This window comes from Vibrio frigidus, assembly GCF_042465995.1.
GTDB lineage: Bacteria > Pseudomonadota > Gammaproteobacteria > Enterobacterales > Vibrionaceae > Vibrio.
In genome coordinates, this window is sequence record NZ_JBCDMC010000011.1 from 106,111 (window position 1) to 126,516 (window position 20,406).

The window sequence follows — 20,406 nt, forward strand, 5'->3', positions numbered from 1 at the left end:
AGATTAGAAGCAATACTGGCGAATTGCCTTAGAAAGAATGTTAATAGTTGGGTCGATAAATTCAAACGCTAAGAATTCATCTGGCTGATGGGCTTGATCTATAGATCCAGGACCTAAAACTAATGTTGGGCACAACTGCTGTAAAAAAGGCGCTTCAGTGCAATAGTTTACGGTCTCTGATTCCATCCCACATATGGCTTCCATCCCTGCAATGAAACTATTTTTTTGAGGAGCGAGTTCTTGTGACGTATGTTCATGTGATGAATGTTGATGAGAAGAGTGTTCGTTGGAGCATTCATATCCTGGGATAGGTTCATGTAAAGGACGGATCTCAATACGGTTCGGCCATTTAGCTTCCACTTCTTTTAACGCCCCGCGCAACATGTTGTCTAGGCCATCAAGGCTTATTCCAGGTAGAGGCCGTACATCGTAATGGAGTTCGCAACAACCACAAATTCGGTTTGCACTATCTCCGCCATGAATATGCCCTAAATTTAACGTTGGTGACGGGATGGCAAATCCCGGATGGTGGTATTCCTTCACCAACTGGTTTTTTAGCTGCATTAGGGCGTACATCACCTCATGCATTATCTCAATGGCGTTAACGCCCAATGCTGGGTCTGAAGAATGGCCAGATTTGCCGGTGACTCTAATCGCATTGGCAACGTGTCCTTTGTGGCCGCGAATGGGAACTAAGCTAGTTGGTTCGCCGATAATACAATAATCTGGTTTTATCGGTGCATCATCGGTAAAGTGACGCGCGCCGAGCATGGTTGTTTCTTCATCACATGTCGCGAGTATATACAGAGGTTTGGTTTGAGTTTTCCAATCTATTTTTTTTACCGCTTCAATAATGAAAGCGAAAAACCCTTTCATATCCGCAGTACCTAGCCCATAAAAACGGTTGTTCGATTCGGTCAGTGTATGTGGATCAAAACTCCATTGTCCTTGATCAAAGGGGACAGTGTCAGTGTGTCCTGCTAATAACAGCCCGCCTTCGCCTTGACCTCGTTTAGCAATTAAGTTGCATTTGCCTTTTTCAACCTCAACCACATCCACTTCAAAGTGCATCTGTTTTAACCAATCAGCCAATAATTCGATGACTTGGCTGTTCCCTTCATCCCAACTTGGGTCTGTTGAACTGATAGAAGAGGTCGAAATGAGTCCCTTGTATACATCGATAAATTTAGGTAATTGCATATTATCTTCGCTTCTCCTATTGACAGATAACCATTAAGACGTTAAAAAGCATATTAAATCATTATTTATGAATAAAAAACCGAATAATGACGTTTTTTGAGTATGAATAGTCAAGTTTGACTGTCGTCAGTTACCCAAATATTTGGATAAGTTAAGATGTTAAAAACCACAATTATTGGTGCAAGCGGTTATACCGGAGCGGAACTTGCTCTCATGGTCACAAAACATCCAGAGCTAACGCTAACAGGATTGTATGTTTCCGCCAATAGTCTAGACGCGAATAAAAAGATTAGCGCATTACACGGTAAACTTTCTGGTGTTGTTGAAATGCTTGTTCAACCCCTGACGGACGTTCAAGCTGTCGCCGAGGCGTGCGATGTTGTTTTTCTTGCGACGGCTCACGAAGTTAGTCATGACTTGGCTCCTGAGTTTTTGGCTCAGGGTTGTCAGGTTTTTGATTTGTCTGGGGCGTATCGCGTTCAAGCCGATGACTTTTATTCCCAATATTATGGTTTTGACCATCAACATTCTGATCTACTTAAAGGCGCGGTATATGGCCTTGCTGAGTGGAATGAAAAAGAGATCAAAAATACAGACCTTATTGCTGTTGCAGGTTGTTATCCCACAGCTTCACAACTCGCGATAAAACCATTGGTCGAAATGAACATGTTAGACCTTAATCAATGGCCAATTATTAACGCGACAAGTGGCGTAACGGGGGCGGGTCGCAAAGCGAGCATGACCAATAGCTTTTGTGAAGTGAGCTTACAACCTTACGGGCTGTTCAGTCATCGGCACAAACCTGAAATTGCGTCTCATCTCGGCTGTGACGTTATTTTTATTCCGCATTTAGGTAATTTTAAAAGGGGCATCTTAGCCACGATTACAATGAAGCTTGCAGTCGGCGTAACGGCTGAAGATGTAAGTAACGCTTTCGAGAAAGCCTATCAAAATAAACCTGCAGTTCGTTTAAAGCAACAAGACATTCCAAAGATACAAGATGTAGAGTTTACCCCTTTTTGCGATATCGGTTGGAAGGTGGAAGGTGAACACGTCATCGTTGTCTCGGCTATCGATAACCTTTTGAAGGGGGCATCTAGCCACGCGATGCAGTGTTTAAATATTCGTAACGGCTTTGAGCCGCTTACTTCGCTTCTGTGAGAATAAATATGAATCAAAATCTAAAACCATTAGTGATTAAGCTAGGCGGCGCAGCACTTTCAAGTACCGATACTCTAGGCAAACTTTTTAACGCTATTGACCACTATAAACATCAGGCAAATAGGGAACTCGTTATCGTTCATGGTGGCGGTTACCTTGTTGATGATCTGATGGATAAGCTTCAACTTAAGACAGTAAAGAAAAATGGATTGCGGGTTACACCTTATGACCAAATACCGGTTATTGCGGGCGCATTGGCTGGGACAGCAAACAAATCACTGCAAGGTGAAGCCGTTAAAAATGGACTCAAAGCCGTCGGCCTTTGTTTGGCAGACGGTGGTCTTTGTAAGGTGGAAGAGCTGGATCCTGCACTCGGGGCAGTAGGTAAAGCGAGCGCCGGTGACCCGGCGGTGGTGAAAGCGATATTAGCCACAGGTGCATTGCCTATTATTAGCTCGATTGGCTTAACGGACAAAGGCCAGATGATGAACGTGAATGCCGACCAAGCCGCGGTCGCCGTAGCAAGCGCTTTAGACGCAGAGCTAGTGCTGCTTTCTGATGTCAGTGGTGTGTTGGATGGAAAGGGGCACTTGCTGCCTAACCTAGACAAAACACAGGCACAGGCCCTGATTCAAAGCAAGGTGATTACAGACGGTATGATCGTCAAAGTAGAAGCCGCACTTGATGCCGCTAACGAACTTGGCAGACCAATCGAAGTTGCAACGTGGCGTTATCCAGACAAATTAAGCGAATTGTTCGCAGGTAAGAGCATAGGTACGCAGTTCTTGCCGCAGTAAAAATTTAGATAAACATAACTTTTAACACAACAGATTTTATACCCGATGTACTGACCGCCAGAGCAGTCCGGGAGACCAGGAGAAACACAATGAGCAAGATTGAAGTAAAAAAAGTAGTCGTAGCCTATTCCGGCGGTCTAGACACATCAGTAATCATTCCATGGTTGAAAGAGAATTATAACTGTGAAGTGGTCGCTTTTGTGGCGGATGTTGGACAGGGTGCTGAAGAGTTAGAAGGTGTTGAAGAAAAAGCCCTCGCTTCTGGCGCGTCTGAAGTCTATATAGGAGACCTTAAAGAAGAGATGGTTAAGGATTATATCTATCCTTCTTTAAAAACGGGTGCATTGTACGAAGGTAAATATCTTTTAGGTACCTCAATGGCTCGCCCAATAATCGCCAAGGCGCAGGTTGAGTGCGCTCGGAAGGTTGGTGCGGATGCACTCGCACACGGTTGTACCGGTAAAGGCAATGATCAAGTTCGTTTTGAAGGTGCATTCGCTGCGTTGGCCCCGGATCTACACGTTATTGCCCCTTGGCGTGAGTGGGATTTAGTGAGCCGTGAAGAATGTTTAGATTACCTAGAAGCACGCAATATTCCATGCTCTGCGTCTTTAACAAAGATTTACTCTCGTGATGCGAACGCATGGCATATCTCAACAGAAGGTGGTGTTCTTGAAAAAACGTGGAATGCACCAAATGATGATTGTTGGGCATGGACAAAAAGCCCTGAAGAGGCACCTAACGAAGCCGAATATGTAACAATCAAAGTGGAAAAGTGCGAAGTTGTTGCTGTTGATGGCGTAGATATGAAGCCATACGACGCGCTAATGTACCTGAATGAGAAAGGTGTTGAGCACGGCATTGGTCGTATTGATATCGTTGAAAACCGTTTAGTAGGAATGAAGTCACGTGGTTGTTATGAAACGCCGGGTGGCACTATTATGATGGAAGCACTCCGTTCCGTTGAACAACTCGTACTGGATAAAAGCTCATTTGAATTCCGTGAAGAATTAGGCGTAAAAGCCGCTCACCTAATCTATGATGGCCGTTGGTTCACTCCGTTATGCGAGTCTATCCTTGCAGCAACAGAGAGCCTTGCTCAAGACGTAAACGGTGAGGTGGTAATTAAACTTTACAAGGGTCAGGCTACGGCGACTCAGAAACGTTCTGAAAACAGTCTATATTGTGAAAAATTTGCGACATTTGGTGAAGATGAAGTCTATGACCAAAGCCATGCCGAAGGATTCATCCGTTTATATTCACTAGCAAGCCGTATTCGTACTATGAACATGCAGAAGTAAAGGTAATTCGCAAAAGTAATATAACAGAAGCTTGATTCTCGGTTGTATATCGCTAGTATCTACAGCCGGGTGTTTAGCACCCAATAGCACACTAACTAACTATAATAATTAGCTTCCGTTTAGATCAGGAGATACACAATGGCATTATGGGGTGGCAGATTTACCCAAGCAGCAGATACTCGGTTCAAAGAGTTCAACGATTCACTTCGCTTTGATTACCGATTAGCTGAGCAAGATATTGTCGGTTCAATAGCCTGGTCGAAAGCATTACGTTCTGTGGGCGTTATAAGCGAGATAGAACAGCAAAAATTAGAGCTAGCTTTAAACGAATTAAAGTTAGAAGTCATGGAAGATCCTGAGCAGATTCTTAAATCTGATTCAGAAGATATTCATAGTTGGGTAGAGCAACAGCTCATTAGTAAAGTCGGTGATCTTGGCAAGAAGCTTCACACAGGCCGTTCACGTAATGACCAAGTAGCAACCGATCTAAAACTATGGTGTCGTCAACAAGGCCAACACCTTCTTATTGTTCTAGATCGTTTGCAAAACCAACTCGTTAATGTTGCATCGCAACATCAAGGTACCGTTTTACCCGGTTATACACACCTACAAAGAGCGCAACCAGTAACATTTGCCCATTGGTGCCTCGCTTACGTCGAGATGTTTGAGCGTGACTACTCACGTTTGGGGGATGCAATAAATCGTCTTGATACATGCCCATTGGGGTCTGGTGCCCTTGCGGGAACCGCTTATCCAATGGATCGTCAAGATCTTGCTCATAACTTGGGTTTTCGTCGGGCCACTCGTAATAGTTTAGATTCAGTCTCTGACCGTGATCATGTGATGGAGCTGATGTCTATTGCTTCTATTTCAATGCTGCACCTTTCTCGTCTTGCTGAAGATATGATCTTCTACAATTCAGGTGAGTCTAACTTCATAGAGTTAGCCGATACCGTCACCTCTGGTTCATCTTTGATGCCGCAAAAGAAAAACCCGGATGCATTAGAACTTATCCGTGGTAAATGTGGTCGTGTATATGGTTCATTAGCGGCCATGATGATGACGGTTAAAGCTCTTCCTCTTGCTTATAACAAAGACATGCAAGAAGACAAAGAAGGACTATTTGATGCGTTAGATACGTGGAACGATTGCATGGAAATGGCGGCGCTTTGCTTCGATGGTCTGAAAGTAAATAGTGAACGTACATTAGAAGCGGCTAAGCAAGGTTACGCGAATGCGACAGAGTTAGCCGATTATTTAGTCGCGAAAGATATTCCATTCCGTGAAGCGCATCATATCGTCGGTGTTGCGGTAGTGGGAGCGATAGAAAAAGGGTGCGCTTTAGAAGAACTTTCGATTGAGGAATTGAAGGTGTTCTCAAACGTTATTGAAGATGACGTATACGAGATACTGACGATAGAATCATGTTTAGATAAACGTTCTGCGCTTGGTGGGGTTTCTCCTCAACAGGTCGCTTATGCCGTAGATCATGCACAACAACGTTTAGAGAAGAGAAATGTCTCTGCAATTAAGGTTCGAGTTGCGAGACTTACCGATATCGATGCATTAGAGGGAATGGTGGCTTATTGGTCTAATATGGGTGAAAACTTACCTCGTAATCGCAGTGAGCTTATTCGAGATATTGGTTCCTTTGCTGTGGTAGAGCATCAAGGTGAGGTTACCGGTTGTGCTTCACTCTATGTATATGATTCTGGTCTAGCTGAAATACGATCACTAGGGATTGAAGCTGGGTGGCACAGACAAGGCCAAGGCACCGCAATTGTGCAACATTTAGTGACGAAAGCTAAGCAGATGGCGATACAGAAAGTTTTTGTGCTAACGCGTACTCCAGAGTTCTTTATGAAACAGAATTTCTTACCGACGTCGAAAAGCTTGCTTCCTGAAAAAGTACTGAAAGATTGTGAGCAGTGTCCGAGAATCCATGCTTGTGATGAAGTTGCATTAGAGATTGATCTTTGTGAGCAAACAATTATTCGTGTTAGCGTTGCCTAATCTATTGAAATAAAATGTAAAAGAGACAGGTATTAGCACATATAAAAAATAAATGATCTTTTTTGGGGAACATTTTAGGAAAAGCCCGGTCTTATTAAGTACCACTGCTTTTTCTTAGAAGAATCTAAGAAAGCCCCTATCCGGTTTGGATTAGGGGCTTTTTCTTTTTATAGCCAGTGAGTGAGTGAAATTGGTATAATTATGCACAAAATTACTTAAATTGGCACAACATAACACATTGTTTTTGTTATGTTATATCATTACCAGTTAACAAAACCTTCAAAAAACCTTCACTTGAGTGTTATCTCCTGTCACATATCGTTCGTTAGCCTATTTAGCTGTTAATCATGTATGCAATAAATCATTTAATTCTAAATTGGAGAAACCTTGTGAAAGGACGTCAATTAACACTCGCTATCAGCGGTTTGCTCGTAGGCCTAGTGGGTTGTAGCAGCAATAGTTCAAGCACCACAACAGCGGTTGAAATACCACAACAAAACGATGTGTGGTACACCGAGGCACAAGCCGCTATCGCCAAAGCGAAAACTACGATGCCAATCGACAAGCCAGCAAAAAATGTCATCTTATTCATAGGTGATGGAATGAGCGTTGGTACTATTACGGCAGCCCGTATATTTGAAGGTCAACGTCGCGGTTTATTGGGGGAAGAATATAGCTTGGCGATGGAAAGCTTACCTCATGCGGCATTGGTTAAAACATACAATACAGATATGCAGATTCCTGATTCGGCAGGTACAGCGTCTGCGATGGTCGCAGGTGTTAAGACCAAAGCGGGTACTATCTCGGTCAATGACAATGTACAGCGTGGCTTTTGTAATACGGCGTTAGGTAATGAGACGACAACTGCTTGGGAACTGGCGGCTGAACGAGGTATGTCGGTTGGTGTTGTAAGTACAGCACGACTTACTCACGCGACACCTGCGGTAACGTATGCACATAGCGCTGATCGTAATTGGGAGCACGATGTTCCTAATATTGCTAAAAATCAAGGTTGTGTCGATATTGCTACTCAGTTTGTGAACTTTGATAAAGGTGACGGTATTCAGGTCGCTTTTGGTGGCGGTCGCCGTGAGTTTTTACCGGCAAGTGTGACGGATTCAGAAGGTAAGAACGGAAAGCGTAAAGATGGCCGTAACCTTGTAGAAGAGTGGCAGGCTAAACACCCTGAAGGTCAATATGTCTATGATCAAACGGGTTTCGACAAGCTTGATGCGAATACAACCCGCGCCTTTGGTTTGTTTGAAAGCAGTCACATGAAATATGAGGCGGATCGTGGTAATGATGAACCTTCTCTTGCAGAAATGACTTCTAAAGCGATTGATATACTGTCTAAAAACAACGAAGGCTATGTATTGATGGTTGAAGCTGGACGTATAGATCATGCTCACCATGATGGTAATGCAAAACGTGCGCTAGAAGATACCATTGCTTATGATGAGGCAATCAAAGCGGCGTTGGAGAAGACGAACTTAGACGACACCTTAGTCATTGTTACTGCTGACCACGCGCATACACTTGTCATGAATGGTTACTCAGTTCGTGGTAACAATATTTTGGGTTTATCTAAATCAAAGGGCAAATTTAGCCAAGATGAGTTTGGTAAAAAGTACACCACGCTCACCTATGGAAATGGTCCCGGTGCCGTTAAAGGAGAGCGCTCAGACTTAACCGAGTCGCAAGTAATGGCGTTAGATTATAAGCAACAGTCACTCGTTCGTTTAAGTTCAGAAACACACTCAGGGGAAGACGTAGCCGTATTTGCTCGAGGTCCACAGGCTTACCTGTTCCAAGGTGTGGTTGAGCAGAACTATCTTTATCATGTTATGAATGAAGCATTAACTCTTTCTAAATAGAAAGAGTTAATGCTGACTTTAAGCCGCCTACGAGCTAATGCTGTTAACTTAAAGACATCAAACTTCGTCATCCTCACGAAAGTGGGGATCTAAACCCACACAGATTCCCGTTTTCAGGGGAATGACGACGAATACTTTTTCTTATGCGAACGGAATTACCGTCTACGGGCGGTTTTTTTACCTTCGCGATGTCTTCTTTTTTGCATTGGGAATATCACAAATTTAAACCAGAGGTGCAAAAAAAGAAGAATATTAAAGGCAAAACCAGAAAATATTAATGCAATGGACTCGACACTTTTAAAGTCATCTCTGTAACCAAACCACCACACGATCCAGCAAAGAACAGAAAGCACGGTTAGTTGGTCCATACATCGTTTGCAACGACCTATTTTTTTCCAAAACCAGTTATCTTCACAATCCTTACAAGCCATGATTTTTGTACCAGTTAGACACTTAGTTCGATTCTGAACTAGTCTGAGGTGCAGTGCAATTAGTACGTCCAGTCATACAAAAACGGACTTTTGTCTAAAAAACTCGGTTTAGGCTAAAAAAAAATGACTTCTATCGTAAAAAATTTGGTTTTACCCTTGGGATTTTGCCTCTTGTCCCCCACTTAACTTTCACGCGCTGATAATTCAGTACTAAATTACATTAATGGAAACAACAATCAGGAGAGACGACCCAATGAATATTCGTCCTTTACACGACCGTGTTATCGTTGAACGCAAAGAAGTTGAATCAAAATCTGCAGGTGGCATTGTTCTAACAGGCTCTGCTGCGGAGAAATCTACTCGCGGCACAGTTCTAGCGGTAGGCAATGGCCGTATTTTAGAAAACGGTACTGTTCAGCCTTTGGACGTTAAAGTTGGTGATACTATCATTTTCGCAGAAGGCTACGGCACTAAAACTGAGAAAATTGATGGTAAAGAAGTGTTGATCATGTCTGAAAACGACATCATGGCTATTGTTGAATAAGCAAGCGTTGAGTAATTCACTCTTAAACGACAAGCAATTAGATATAGAATTTAGGAAAGGATATTAAAGATGGCTGCTAAAGACGTAAAATTTGGTAACGAAGCACGAATCAAGATGCTAGAAGGTGTTAACGTTCTGGCTGATGCGGTAAAAGTAACACTTGGACCAAAAGGTCGTAACGTGGTACTAGACAAATCTTTTGGTGCACCAACGATTACTAAAGATGGTGTATCTGTAGCGCGTGAGATTGAACTTGAAGACAAGTTCCAAAACATGGGCGCACAAATGGTTAAAGAAGTAGCATCTCAAGCAAATGATGCTGCTGGTGACGGTACAACTACTGCGACAGTACTTGCTCAATCTATCATTACTGAAGGCCTTAAGGCCGTTGCAGCGGGTATGAACCCAATGGACCTGAAGCGCGGTATCGACAAAGCGGTTATCGCAGCAGTTGAAGAGCTGAAAGGTCTATCTGTTCCTTGTACGGACTCTAAGGCTATCGCACAGGTTGCTACTATCTCTGCAAATGCAGATGATACTGTTGGTAACATCATTGCAGAAGCTATGGAAAAAGTTGGTCGTGACGGTGTTATTACCGTTGAAGAAGGTCAAGCGCTTCAGGATGAACTAGATGTTGTAGAAGGTATGCAATTTGATCGCGGTTATCTATCGCCGTATTTCATCACAAACCAAGAAGCGGGTTCGGTTGAACTAGAAAACCCATTCATTCTTCTTATCGACAAGAAAGTGTCTAATATTCGTGAACTACTTACAATATTAGAAGCGGTTGCAAAAGCATCTCGTCCACTGCTTATCATTGCAGAAGATGTAGAGGGTGAAGCACTAGCAACACTCGTTGTAAACAACATGCGTGGTATCGTGAAAGCAGCGGCTGTTAAAGCACCTGGTTTTGGTGATCGTCGTAAATCAATGCTTCAAGATATCGCAGTACTTACTTCTGGTACGGTTATCTCTGAAGAAATTGGTCTAGAACTTGAGAAAGCAACGCTAGAAGACCTTGGTCAAGCTAAGCGCGTTATTATCACTAAAGAGAACACAACGATCATTGATGGCCTTGGTCAAGAAGCCATGATTCAAGGGCGTGTATCTCAAATTCGTCAACAAATCGAAGAAGCAACGTCAGACTACGACAAAGAGAAGCTACAAGAACGTGTCGCTAAACTCGCTGGCGGTGTTGCAGTAATCAAAGTCGGTGCAGCAACCGAAGTTGAAATGAAAGAGAAGAAAGATCGCGTAGAAGATGCACTTCACGCTACTCGCGCAGCCGTTGAAGAAGGCGTTGTTGCTGGTGGTGGTGTTGCACTTATTCGCGCTGCATCGAAAGTCGTTGGTCTTGAAGGTGCTAACGAAGAGCAAAACGTAGGTATTCGCGTTGCACTTCGTGCTATGGAAGCACCATTGCGTCAGATCGTTGAAAATGCGGGTGACGAAGATTCTGTTGTTGCTAATAACGTTAAAGCTGGCGAAGGTAGCTATGGCTATAACGCTGCGACAGGCGAATACGGTGACATGATTGCAATGGGTATCCTTGACCCAACTAAAGTAACTCGTAGTGCGCTACAGTTCGCCGCATCGGTTGCTGGTCTTATGATCACAACAGAAGCGATGATTACCGATATGCCAGCTAAAGATTCAGGCGGAATGCCTGATATGGGCGGCATGGGTGGTATGGGTGGCATGCCAGGCATGATGTAAGAAGGATTTAGTTTCTCATTACTGAATGACTTGATAGCAGCGTTAGTTGTGCTCCGAAGTCACACAGTTTAGAGAATCCTAAACCTTGTTATAGTAAAAAACCGAAGTTTATCGCTTCGGTTTTTTTATACCTATAGAAAATGGTTTAATTACTGGTTAGGCTTACCAAATATTAATTATAAATTAGAAGAGAAGTGACGAAGTGCAGAGTATTATCCGAGTGCGATCATATGTTCCAGAAGACGCCTGTACGTTGAGAACGTTGTTTTTTAATACTGTTCGTAGTGTAAACAGAAAGGACTACTCTGAACGGCAAATAGAAGCTTGGGCATCAGATGAAGTTACGCTTGATAGTTGGCAGGCACTTCTGGATAAGCTTGCGCCTTTTGTCGCCGAAATTGATAACAAGATAGTGGGTTATGCCGATCTCCAGTCTGATGGGTTGATTGGTCATTTTTATGTCGATCACAATCATCAAAGTATGGGGATTGCTGGCGCTTTAATGCAACAAATTTTCCAGAAAGGTAATAAAAGCAAAATTGGTCGACTTTATTCGCATGTCAGCATTACTGCAAAGCCTTTTTTTGAACACTATGGGTTTAAGGTAATAGAAGAGCGGCAAGTGGATCTCAGAGGGCAAACACTCATTAATTATAGGATGGAGCTGCGAGTATAAACCAATGCGTATCTTTTCTTATGGCATAAAAAAAGCAGCGTAAACGCTGCTTTTTAATCAATGCTGTTTGTGGCGGTATTAACGTGTACCGTAAACTACGATAGTTTTACCGTGAGCAGAAATTAAATTCTGTTCTTCAAGCATCTTAAGAATACGGCCAACAGTTTCACGAGAACAACCTACAATCTGACCAATCTCTTGACGAGTGATCTTAATTTGCATGCCGTCTGGGTGAGTCATCGCATCTGGTTGTTTTGCTAAGTTCAGAAGTGTTTGAGCAATACGACCCGTTACATCTAAGAATGCTAAGTCACCAACTTTTTGGCTAGTCGTTTGTAGACGGCTTGCCATTTGAGCCGAAAGACGCATTAAAATGTCAGGATTAACTTGAATAAGCTGGCGGAATTTCTTAAACGAAATTTCAGCTACTTCACATGGTGATTTGGCACGAACCCATGCGGTACGCTCTTGATCTTCTTCGAATAGACCTAGCTCACCGATGAAGTCTCCTTGGTTAAGGTAAGAAAGAATCATCTCTTTACCTTCTTCATCCTTGATAAGCACAGCTACAGAGCCTTTCACAATGTAATACAGAGTTTCCGCTTTTTCTCCAGCATGGATAAGCGTACTTTTGGAAGGATATTTATGAATATGACAATGCGAAAGAAACCACTCTAACGTTGGATCGGTTTGAGGTTTACCAAGAACCATAATTATCTCACTATTATCTGTAGGGCCTGTGCCAGCAGCTTTCCTTTGCTGTGTCCCCATATTATTGGTGACGTTAGCTTAAGATCTTAAATTCGTAGCTGCAAGCTACACATGTATATAGGTTAAGAATAGTATCCTTTTTTGCAGTCAATTTCTTGATTTTGATCGCCCTGATTTCCCGTTTCTCTAAGCAAAACTGTGCACATCGTCACGGTATCAGAACTAAACTGCATTCAGGCTTAATTTTTAGCCGATTTTTCCGGTTTCTATTAATTGTTGTAGAACTGGTCTGATTATTAATTCCATAGCAAAACTCATTTTTCCTCCTGGCACCACGAGCGTATTATGGCGAGAAACAAAAGAGCCATCAATCATGGCTAAAAGATATGGAAAGTCTACGTTCTTCATTCCACGTAATCGAATTACGACAAAGCTTTCGTCCAAACTGGGTATCGCTTTCGCATTAAGCGGATTTGAGGTATCGACAGTCGGAACCCGTTGGAAGTTTATGTGCGTTCGAGAAAACTGAGGGGTAATGTAGTTAAGATAATCATCCATAGAACGAACGATGGAGTCGGTCACTGCTTCTCGTGAATGGCCTCTATCTCGCGTGTCACGTACAAATTTTTGGATCCACTCAAGGTTTACAATGGGGACCATGCCGATCAGTAAGTCAACATGTTGTGAAACATTAATATCGCCATCGACAACGGCACCATGTAAGCCTTCATAAAAAAGCACATCGCTATCTTCTGCTAAGTCTTGCCATGGGGTGAATGTGCCAGGCATTTGATTATAAGGTACAGCCTCATCAAATGAATGTAAGTATCGTCTTACTTGGCCTTGACCTTCATCGCCATATTTCCTAAAAAACTGTTCAAGGGCAGGGAAGTTATTGGCTTCTGCACCAAAGTAACTAATGTGTTTGCCTTGTTCTTTGGCTTTTCGAATTTCAATGTCCATTTCCGGACGAGTAAATCGGTGAAAACTGTCACCTTCCACCCACGCGGCTTTCACGTCCATCATATTAAACATTTTTCTGAATGCTTCAGATGTTGTTGTTGTTCCTGCGCCAGATGAACCTGTAACTGCGATAATCGGATGTTTTGCTGACATGAGATTCCTTGTCGTTACATTGATGATAATGCTGATATGAAATTAGTGTATGAGATTCTATAAAAAGAATAAACGCTTTACTTTTTGTTATCAGAACTCGCGCTTGAGTTTAATATCGACAGTTTCGTGAAGCTCAGAAAAAACAATCACCGCTTCTCCTGTATTAAGCTGACTTCGTACCTGACTGACTTTATCGTCTAAGGTGGCTTCATTTTGGCCGTAATCTGTCCCTTCTCTCAACACAAACTCTTTAATTAGATTATCAAGCGTCTCACTATCTATTTCTTGCCATGGAATGATCATAAAGCCTACTTTTATTCATGATGCGATGTGTTGGTAATATTTGGGTATTGCTTGTTCTAACCAAAAAATGGGTTTCGTCAGGGTTCCGGATAAAAAACCCACATGACCACCTTGTTTAAATAGACGATAGTGTATGTTTTTGTTTAATGGAAAGTCTGGTATTACCGCTTGAGTCATAAATGGGTCGTCTTCGGCATGAATGACCTGCAAAGGGATGTTGACCTTATTAATAACATGGATGCCAGAGCATTGTTGATAATAATCGTTAGCATTTTTAAATCCATGTAACGGTGCGGTTATCATATCGTCGAAGCCATAAAGCGTTTTTATGGCTTTTAAATCCTGCGTTGAAACGCCAAGTTCTGATTCCAGTTGATCCTGTTTTTGTAACGCATTTTTCTTTAGAGAGGTTAATAGATAGTTCCGATAAATCTTGGAAAATCCTTGTTCAATTCTTGATGAGCATGCCGCTAAATCGAGAGGTGCAGAGACGACGGTGGCCGCTTCTACTATTGGATCGTGATTGTATTTAGCCAAGTAATTAACCAGCATGTTTCCGCCAAGCGATATACCAATAGCGACCTTTGGCTGATCTGGAAATACGTTTTGTATATGCTCCAAAAAGAAACGTGGGTCTTCGGTTTCACCAGAATGATAAGCTCTCGCTAGCCGGTTGGGCCTGCCGCTACAGCCTCGAAAATGCATCATGACCGATAGCCAACCTTGTTGAGAAAAAGCGTGCATCAAGCCATTGGCGTATGGGCTATCAAAGCTGCCTTCTAAGCCGTGAAAAAGGACAAAAATAGGCTTCTCTTTCACTGTTGTGCTGGTCCAATCTTCACTCCAAGCAAGATCAAGGAAGTCTCCGTCTGGTGTTTCTAATGTCTGCCATTGAGCAGAGAAAAGCGGTTGTTTCCGAATCATTCTAGGAATAACGGTCTGTACGTGAGGATTAGTTAATCCTCTTGCTGCGTTAAACTCGGTCATAAAGTAAAATCACTGATTGGGGTGCTATCTAATAAGGCTTTCAACTTAATTAACCCGACTTCCACCTGAGCTTGATCGATTGGTGAGCTTAATGCAAGTCGTACGGCAGGAGGCACGTTGGCGGCTGGAGGTGTGAATAGTTCCGCTGATTTTACGATAACGCCATCACATGCTGCTTTTTGGACAAAGTCGCTTAAGCGCCAGTGGTCAGGCAATGTTAACCATATATGAAAGCAGTCGTGGGTGTATTGGAGTTGAAAGTCAGATAAATAGGTCAGTGCGAGTTTTAACCTTCCTCTCATTTCAGTCCGGATATAATCTAAGGTATGTTCTAGCTTGTTGGAACGAAGCAGCTCACACGCTAATGCGGTAAGTAATGGGCTAATCATCCAGCTATGGTTTTGCAACGTAATACTAAGGTGTGGGTGCAGTTTAGTGGGAGGCTGAATGTAACCCACGCGTAACCCCGGGGCTAGACATTTGGAGAAAGCACCAATATGAATAACCTGCTCAGGTGCTAAATTAACCATTGGTGGTGGGGCATCTGCGGGAAGAAGACCATTCACATCGTCTTCTATGACATATAGATCATGTTGTTTACAGATGTCTAGTATAGCGATACGACGCTCCCAAGACATGGTTGCTGTTGTAGGATTTTGTAATGTAGGGGTCAAATAGATAAATCGAGCTTGAAATTGCCGGCAAGCCGCTTCAAGTGCATGAGGGGTAATCCCCTCTTCATCCATTTCAATACCTTTAACGGTTAGCTGTTTCTGTTTGGCTAAACTAATCAAACCTGGATAGGTAAGTTTTTCCGCTAAAATGGTGTCTCCCGCTCGAGTGAATGCCTCAAATACCATCTGCATCCCATGCTGTGCACCAGAACAAAACAATAATCTGTCTGCGTCAAGTTTAACGCCATGTTCATTTAACCAATCAGCCACAATCTCTCTATGAGAGTCAATGCCCGTTGGTTTTTGATAGATCATAAACTGGTTAAGCGCTTGGGGTGATTGAGCAACCTTCTCCATAGCTTCTTTCAGCATGTCGCTACGATCAAACATAGGGGGGATATTGAAGCCGAAATTGCATTCGTTTGACTCATAATTATCCCCTTGATCAAATGCCCAATATGCCTTTTTTTTATCTACCACATAGGTGCCAGCACCGACTCGTGCTTCCACTAAGCCTTTTCGTTCTGCCTCAGAGTAAGCTCTAGTCACCGTGCCAACGGTAACACCTAATTTGTCGGCCAATAGACGATGGGTGGGTAGTTTATCGTTCGCCACTAAATGACCAGCTTCAATTTGATCAGCCAATCGCTCTGCGATCTGTTTGTATTTAGGCATTCTGTTTGTATTGGATAACTGAAAATCTATGATTGTCATGGTGACAATAAATCCTTTGATCTTTAGATGATGCATTGTTATGGTCATTTTGTACGTAATAAACGAGAAAATCAACCGATAATTAGAAATTGTATCGATACAATTTCTAATTAGTGAGGAATTCAAAATGGAATGGCAATTTTTTATCTCAATAGCGATGTTCGCTATTGTAATGACAGGAACTCCGGGACCAAATAACGTCATGTTGACGGCTTCAGGTGCCAACTTTGGATATCGACGATCGTTGCCACATGCCTTTGGTATCGGTGTCGGTTTAATGAGCATGATTCTATTGTTGGCTTCAGGCCTTGGTCTCGTCTTCCAGCAATACTCGGTTATACAAGATACGATGAAATGGGTGGGCAGCAGTTATTTATTTTACTTAGCTTGGAAGATCGCGAATGCTAAACCAGCGTCTGAACACGAAAATACTAGCAGTAAGCCAATGACATTCGTAGCCGCCGCGTTATTTCAATATCTTAACCCGAAAGCATGGATGATGATGGTTACCGCAATAGGCTCATTTTCGTTGCAGGGTCATGAATATTGGTGGTCAATATTGGTTATTGCGGTAATCTTTTGGATTACTCAGATACAAACGTCATCTATTTGGGTTGGTTTTGGAACATTAATTGGTCGCTGGTTATCAAGCACACTTGCTTGGAGACGATTTAACCTTTGTATGGGATCGTTGACTGCTATTTGTGTTGTGTTTATTTGGTAAAAGTTGGTCCGAAAATAACCTTTTGTTATGTGATTCTATGCGGTTTAGGTTTTCGATGTTCTTCATCCTCATAAGAATGAGGATGAAGAACGGACAATAAAGATATGTTTTTATGCCCGATAATCGCTCTCCACACTCTTCATGAGCAGTATTCATAGAATCGAACTAGAACTTCACGTGCATTTTTGGTTTCAGAAATAGCGGTGTGCTTTTGCTCAAACTCTTTAGGTATATGTTCTTTTAAACCTGCAAGTGAAAGCCGCATAATGTCCGCTGTAAATTCTGGATGAAACTGAACACCCCAAGTACATTTCCCAATTCTAAAGGCGTGGTGAGGTTCAAAATCATTACTAGCCAGCAGTGTAGCTGTTTTTGGTAGCGTTAATACCGATTGGAAATGAACGGCATGAGCGGAAAAGTGTGCTGGTAAATGAGAAAAAATAGGATCGTTTTCTGCGGCACTTAGTTTATGTATATCGACAGTGCCTATCTCAAGCCCTTTAGGATGGTAACCGACCTCTCCACCCATCGCTTGTGCGATAAGTTGATGACCGAAGCAGATGCCTAACAAGGGAATCTGGTTGTGAACAAGTTGAGAAATTTCTGTTGAGAGGCGAAGCATCCAGTCTGTTTTTTCTGTCGCCATGGACAAAGAGCCCATAATAATCACACCAGCAATCGTGTCTAAACTGGGGAGCGGGTTCAATATACCGTCGTGAAAAATGATGTCGAGGGTCTGTTTATCTGAAGTAAGTTTTTTTTCTGTAATGGCATTTTTTGCCCAAACTTCAAAATCGCCAAATTTTTTAAATTGTGCTTCGGGTGCTGAACCCACATTTACGATGATTATTTTTTTCATTTTTACCCTTTTGACCATCCATGATCTAAAAACTATTTAACCTATAATCAGGCTAAGACTTATACAGTAAGTGGCGGTTTATATTGGCCTTATAATGAGTTTTTTTCTATAAGTAATGGATTAATTTATACGGAATTTTAGTGTTCAATGATTTTTTGACAACCTCTTAGCTAGAGGGCTTGGGGAAATTATTAAAGAGGTGTTCTGCATTGAGTGAGCGGCAGTAGCGTAATGTCAGCGGTTCGGTTTTATTTGTTGAGAACTCAATGGAGTTTATGCAGTTGACTAAATCGGACTGTTGTTGCTTCTCTAGTAATAACTCAAACTCTAGCGACTCTCTGTATAGCGTGGCTGGTAGATGTGATTTTGCTTTTTTTCGTAAAGTTCGAAAGTGTAAAATTAGTTCTTCAGTGCGATGAAGGCAGTGTTGGATTTTCGTCCAATCGTGTTCATCAAAAATAAGCTCTTGTTCATCTAACCACTTCAATAAAAGCAATAAATTGACATTTCCGTGGTAATTATTTTGTAGAGAAAGACACGCTTCTTTAACGCCTCGCACGTTGTAATACTGCAAACTGAATTGCCATAAACGTTCTAAGGTGAGTGAAAAAGAAGCGAGTTTTGTCATTTAAATTCTTGTTCCATTTCTTCTAGCGATTCCTGAATGGTCATCCACTCTAGTTCGATATCTTCTAGAGAAGATTTAGATGTTGCTTGGAGTGCTAATACTTGATTAAGTTTAGCTTTATTTTCAGCTTGGTACAGCGATGTGTCTAATAACTCTTGTTCGGTTTCCGTGAGCGTTACACTAAGCTTATCCATTTTCTTTTCAAGTTTTTCCAGCTCTTTTCTGAGCGGCGCGGTTTGTTTGCGAAATTCGGCTTCTTTGCGCTTTTGCTCTTTTTTCGATGTCGCATTATTAGATCCATTCTTAGCGGGAAGATCTTGTGCGGCCTCTTTTTTATCGGCTTTATTTTGCTCCGTCAACCACTTGTAGTAATCATTTAGGTCACCATCAAATGGAGAAACTTGGCGGTCGTGCACAAGATAGAGATCGTCCGTTGTCGCGCGCAGTAAATATCTATCGTGACTGACGATAACCATCGCACCTTCAAAAGTTTGCAATGCAAACGTCAATGCTTGACGCATATCCAAATCAAGGTGGTTGGTTGGTTCATCGAGTAGTAATAGATTTGGCTTTTGCCAAACCACTAACGCTAGAACCAAGCGGGCTTTTTCTCCTCCCGAAAAAGGAGCGACTTTATCTAACGCTTTGTCACCATGAAATCCAAAGCTACCCAAATAGTTTCTAAGTTCTTGTTCTGTCTGTTTTGGCGCTATTTGCATCATATGTTGCAATGCCGTTTCTTCAGGGTGAAGGGTCTCTAACTGGTGCTGGGCAAAGTAGCCGATGTTGACACCTTGTGAATAGGTGAGCTCCCCACCTTGTGGTGCAAGTTCGCCGGAAAGCAGCTTAATTAGAGTGGATTTACCCGCTCCATTTCGTCCTAAAAGGCCGATTCGGCTACCGGGAACTAAGTTCAGTCGAATTTTTTCTAAAATAAGGCTGTCGTCATACCCTGCCGAGACCTCATCCATCATTAATATTGGGTTTGGTAGAGCAGAAGGAATACGAAACTCAAAGTTGAATGGGTTGTCCAGTTGAGCAGGGAGAACCTTCTCCATCTTTTCTAGCGCTTTGATTCGGCTTTGAGCTTGTTTTGCTTTAGAGGCTTTATAGCGAAAACGATCGATATAGCTCTGCATATGGTTAACTTGCTTCTGCTGCTTTTGGAACATCGCTTGCTGCAGGACTAGTTTTTCAGCGCGCTGATTTTCAAACGATGAATAGTTACCGGTATATTGATTAAGAAGCTGATTTTCTACATGAATAATTCGATTTATGATTGGGTCTAGGAAATCTCGGTCATGCGAAATTAAGATAAGCGTCCCCGGATAGTTTTGCAGCCATTTTTCTAGCCACATAACCGCATCGAGATCTAAGTGGTTGGTTGGTTCATCAAGTAGCAGCAGGTCTGAGCGGCATAATAAAGCTTGTGCCAAGTTCAATCGCATGCGCCAACCACCAGAGAACTGGGTTAAATTCCAACTCATCTGTTCTTGACTAAAACCTAAACCATTGAGTAGTTCGGCCGATCTGGCTCGAATAGTGTATCCACCTATTGTTTCTATCTTTCCATGCAGGTCGGCAACCAAGGTGCCGTTATCAACCTCTTCCGCTCTGGTTAATTGAGCTTCTAGATTTCGATATTCCCTATCACCATCAATAACATATTCCAGAGCAGGGCGTTCTAAAGCTGGAGTTTCTTGCGCTACCCAAGCAAGTTCCCAGTGTGCGGGTTGAGCGAAGGATCCGGCGTCAATGGACAGTTCGCCTTTTAGCAGCGCAAATAGTGTGGATTTACCACAACCATTTTTACCCACTAAACCGACCTTATCTCCGGGATGAATAGTCGCAGTGGCTTGTTCTAGGAGAGCTTTACCGCCTCGCAGCAGTTGAATATCTGAAAACGTAATCATAGAAATCTTATTGATAGGAAATGGTTTAAACGCGGGAATAGTAGGCGTTCTGAGAATAAAAGTC

General features: G+C 42.5%; 19 protein-coding genes. 9 read left to right on the forward strand and 10 right to left on the reverse strand.

Annotated features, from left to right (window positions below; genetic code table 11):
- Positions 1-3: 3 nt before the first annotated feature.
- Positions 4-1,200: an acetylornithine deacetylase gene (gene argE, locus AACW90_RS18215; protein WP_390237229.1), complete on the reverse strand. Its 1,197-nt coding sequence runs from the start codon at positions 1,198-1,200 to the stop codon at positions 4-6.
- Between the two features lie 156 nt (positions 1,201-1,356).
- Here argE and argC point away from each other — a divergent pair, with 156 nt between their 5' ends.
- The 5 genes from argC (at position 1,357) to AACW90_RS18240 (ending at position 8,346) form a co-directional block, all read left to right on the forward strand.
- Positions 1,357-2,361, forward strand: coding sequence for an N-acetyl-gamma-glutamyl-phosphate reductase (gene argC, locus AACW90_RS18220; protein ID WP_390237231.1), 1,005 nt, complete (start codon positions 1,357-1,359; stop codon positions 2,359-2,361).
- An 8-nt stretch (positions 2,362-2,369) separates the two neighbouring features.
- The gene (gene argB, locus AACW90_RS18225) at positions 2,370-3,158 is read left to right on the forward strand and encodes an acetylglutamate kinase (protein WP_390237233.1); all 789 of its coding nucleotides are present in this window, start codon (positions 2,370-2,372) and stop codon (positions 3,156-3,158) included.
- Positions 3,159-3,247: 89 nt separating this feature from the next.
- Positions 3,248-4,459 carry an argininosuccinate synthase gene (locus AACW90_RS18230; RefSeq protein WP_390237235.1) on the forward strand — a complete coding sequence of 404 codons (1,212 nt, stop codon included), beginning with the start codon at positions 3,248-3,250 and terminating at the stop codon, positions 4,457-4,459.
- A 138-nt stretch (positions 4,460-4,597) separates the two neighbouring features.
- Complete coding sequence (gene argH / locus AACW90_RS18235; RefSeq protein ID WP_390237237.1) at positions 4,598-6,472, forward strand: argininosuccinate lyase; 1,875 nt, start codon at positions 4,598-4,600, stop codon at positions 6,470-6,472.
- Positions 6,473-6,861: 389 nt separating this feature from the next.
- Positions 6,862-8,346 carry an alkaline phosphatase family protein gene (locus tag AACW90_RS18240; RefSeq protein ID WP_390237239.1) on the forward strand — a complete coding sequence of 495 codons (1,485 nt, stop codon included), beginning with the start codon at positions 6,862-6,864 and terminating at the stop codon, positions 8,344-8,346.
- Positions 8,347-8,501: 155 nt separating this feature from the next.
- On the opposite strand, the gene AACW90_RS18245 is transcribed toward AACW90_RS18240, so the two are convergent.
- Positions 8,502-8,777 carry a DUF3624 domain-containing protein gene (locus tag AACW90_RS18245; RefSeq protein WP_390237241.1) on the reverse strand — a complete coding sequence of 92 codons (276 nt, stop codon included), beginning with the start codon at positions 8,775-8,777 and terminating at the stop codon, positions 8,502-8,504.
- 253 nt (positions 8,778-9,030) lie between these two features.
- Here AACW90_RS18245 and AACW90_RS18250 point away from each other — a divergent pair, with 253 nt between their 5' ends.
- From AACW90_RS18250 to AACW90_RS18260, 3 genes are all read left to right on the forward strand, one after another.
- Positions 9,031-9,321 (forward strand): co-chaperone GroES, encoded by a 291-nt coding sequence (locus tag AACW90_RS18250; RefSeq protein WP_195704535.1) that lies wholly within the window; start codon positions 9,031-9,033, stop codon positions 9,319-9,321.
- Positions 9,322-9,390: 69 nt separating this feature from the next.
- The gene (groL, locus tag AACW90_RS18255) at positions 9,391-11,037 is read left to right on the forward strand and encodes a chaperonin GroEL (protein ID WP_390237245.1); all 1,647 of its coding nucleotides are present in this window, start codon (positions 9,391-9,393) and stop codon (positions 11,035-11,037) included.
- 211 nt (positions 11,038-11,248) lie between these two features.
- A complete protein-coding gene (locus AACW90_RS18260; RefSeq protein WP_390237387.1) occupies positions 11,249-11,713 on the forward strand; it encodes a GNAT family N-acetyltransferase in 465 nt (154 codons plus the stop codon).
- A 78-nt stretch (positions 11,714-11,791) separates the two neighbouring features.
- Here the strand turns inward: AACW90_RS18260 and crp are convergent, their stop codons facing one another.
- From crp to AACW90_RS18285, 5 genes are all read right to left on the reverse strand, one after another.
- Entirely contained in the window at positions 11,792-12,424 is a 633-nt protein-coding gene (gene crp, locus AACW90_RS18265; RefSeq protein ID WP_102523323.1) for a cAMP-activated global transcriptional regulator CRP, read from the reverse strand.
- A 246-nt stretch (positions 12,425-12,670) separates the two neighbouring features.
- Positions 12,671-13,540, reverse strand: coding sequence for a phosphoribulokinase (locus tag AACW90_RS18270; protein ID WP_390237249.1), 870 nt, complete (start codon positions 13,538-13,540; stop codon positions 12,671-12,673).
- 90 nt (positions 13,541-13,630) lie between these two features.
- Entirely contained in the window at positions 13,631-13,843 is a 213-nt protein-coding gene (locus AACW90_RS18275; RefSeq protein WP_390237252.1) for a YheU family protein, read from the reverse strand.
- A 15-nt stretch (positions 13,844-13,858) separates the two neighbouring features.
- Positions 13,859-14,830: a hydrolase gene (locus AACW90_RS18280; RefSeq protein ID WP_390237255.1), complete on the reverse strand. Its 972-nt coding sequence runs from the start codon at positions 14,828-14,830 to the stop codon at positions 13,859-13,861.
- On the reverse strand, positions 14,827-16,218 hold the full coding sequence (locus AACW90_RS18285) for an aminotransferase-like domain-containing protein (protein ID WP_390237258.1): 1,392 nt from the start codon (positions 16,216-16,218) through the stop codon (positions 14,827-14,829). The genes AACW90_RS18280 and AACW90_RS18285 overlap by 4 nt, the downstream gene beginning before the upstream one ends.
- 127 nt (positions 16,219-16,345) lie before the next feature.
- Between AACW90_RS18285 and AACW90_RS18290 the strand changes: the two genes are divergently transcribed.
- Positions 16,346-16,942 (forward strand): LysE family translocator, encoded by a 597-nt coding sequence (locus AACW90_RS18290; protein ID WP_390237261.1) that lies wholly within the window; start codon positions 16,346-16,348, stop codon positions 16,940-16,942.
- A gap of 139 nt (positions 16,943-17,081) precedes the next feature.
- Here AACW90_RS18290 and AACW90_RS18295 read toward each other — a convergent pair whose 3' ends face one another.
- From AACW90_RS18295 to AACW90_RS18305, 3 genes are all read right to left on the reverse strand, one after another.
- Entirely contained in the window at positions 17,082-17,801 is a 720-nt protein-coding gene (locus AACW90_RS18295; RefSeq protein WP_390237264.1) for a glutamine amidotransferase, read from the reverse strand.
- A 166-nt stretch (positions 17,802-17,967) separates the two neighbouring features.
- A complete protein-coding gene (locus AACW90_RS18300; RefSeq protein ID WP_390237267.1) occupies positions 17,968-18,429 on the reverse strand; it encodes a TIGR02444 family protein in 462 nt (153 codons plus the stop codon).
- Positions 18,426-20,342, reverse strand: coding sequence for an ABC transporter ATP-binding protein (locus AACW90_RS18305; RefSeq protein ID WP_390237270.1), 1,917 nt, complete (start codon positions 20,340-20,342; stop codon positions 18,426-18,428). The genes AACW90_RS18300 and AACW90_RS18305 overlap by 4 nt, the downstream gene beginning before the upstream one ends.
- Between the last annotated feature and the right edge of the window lie 64 nt (positions 20,343-20,406).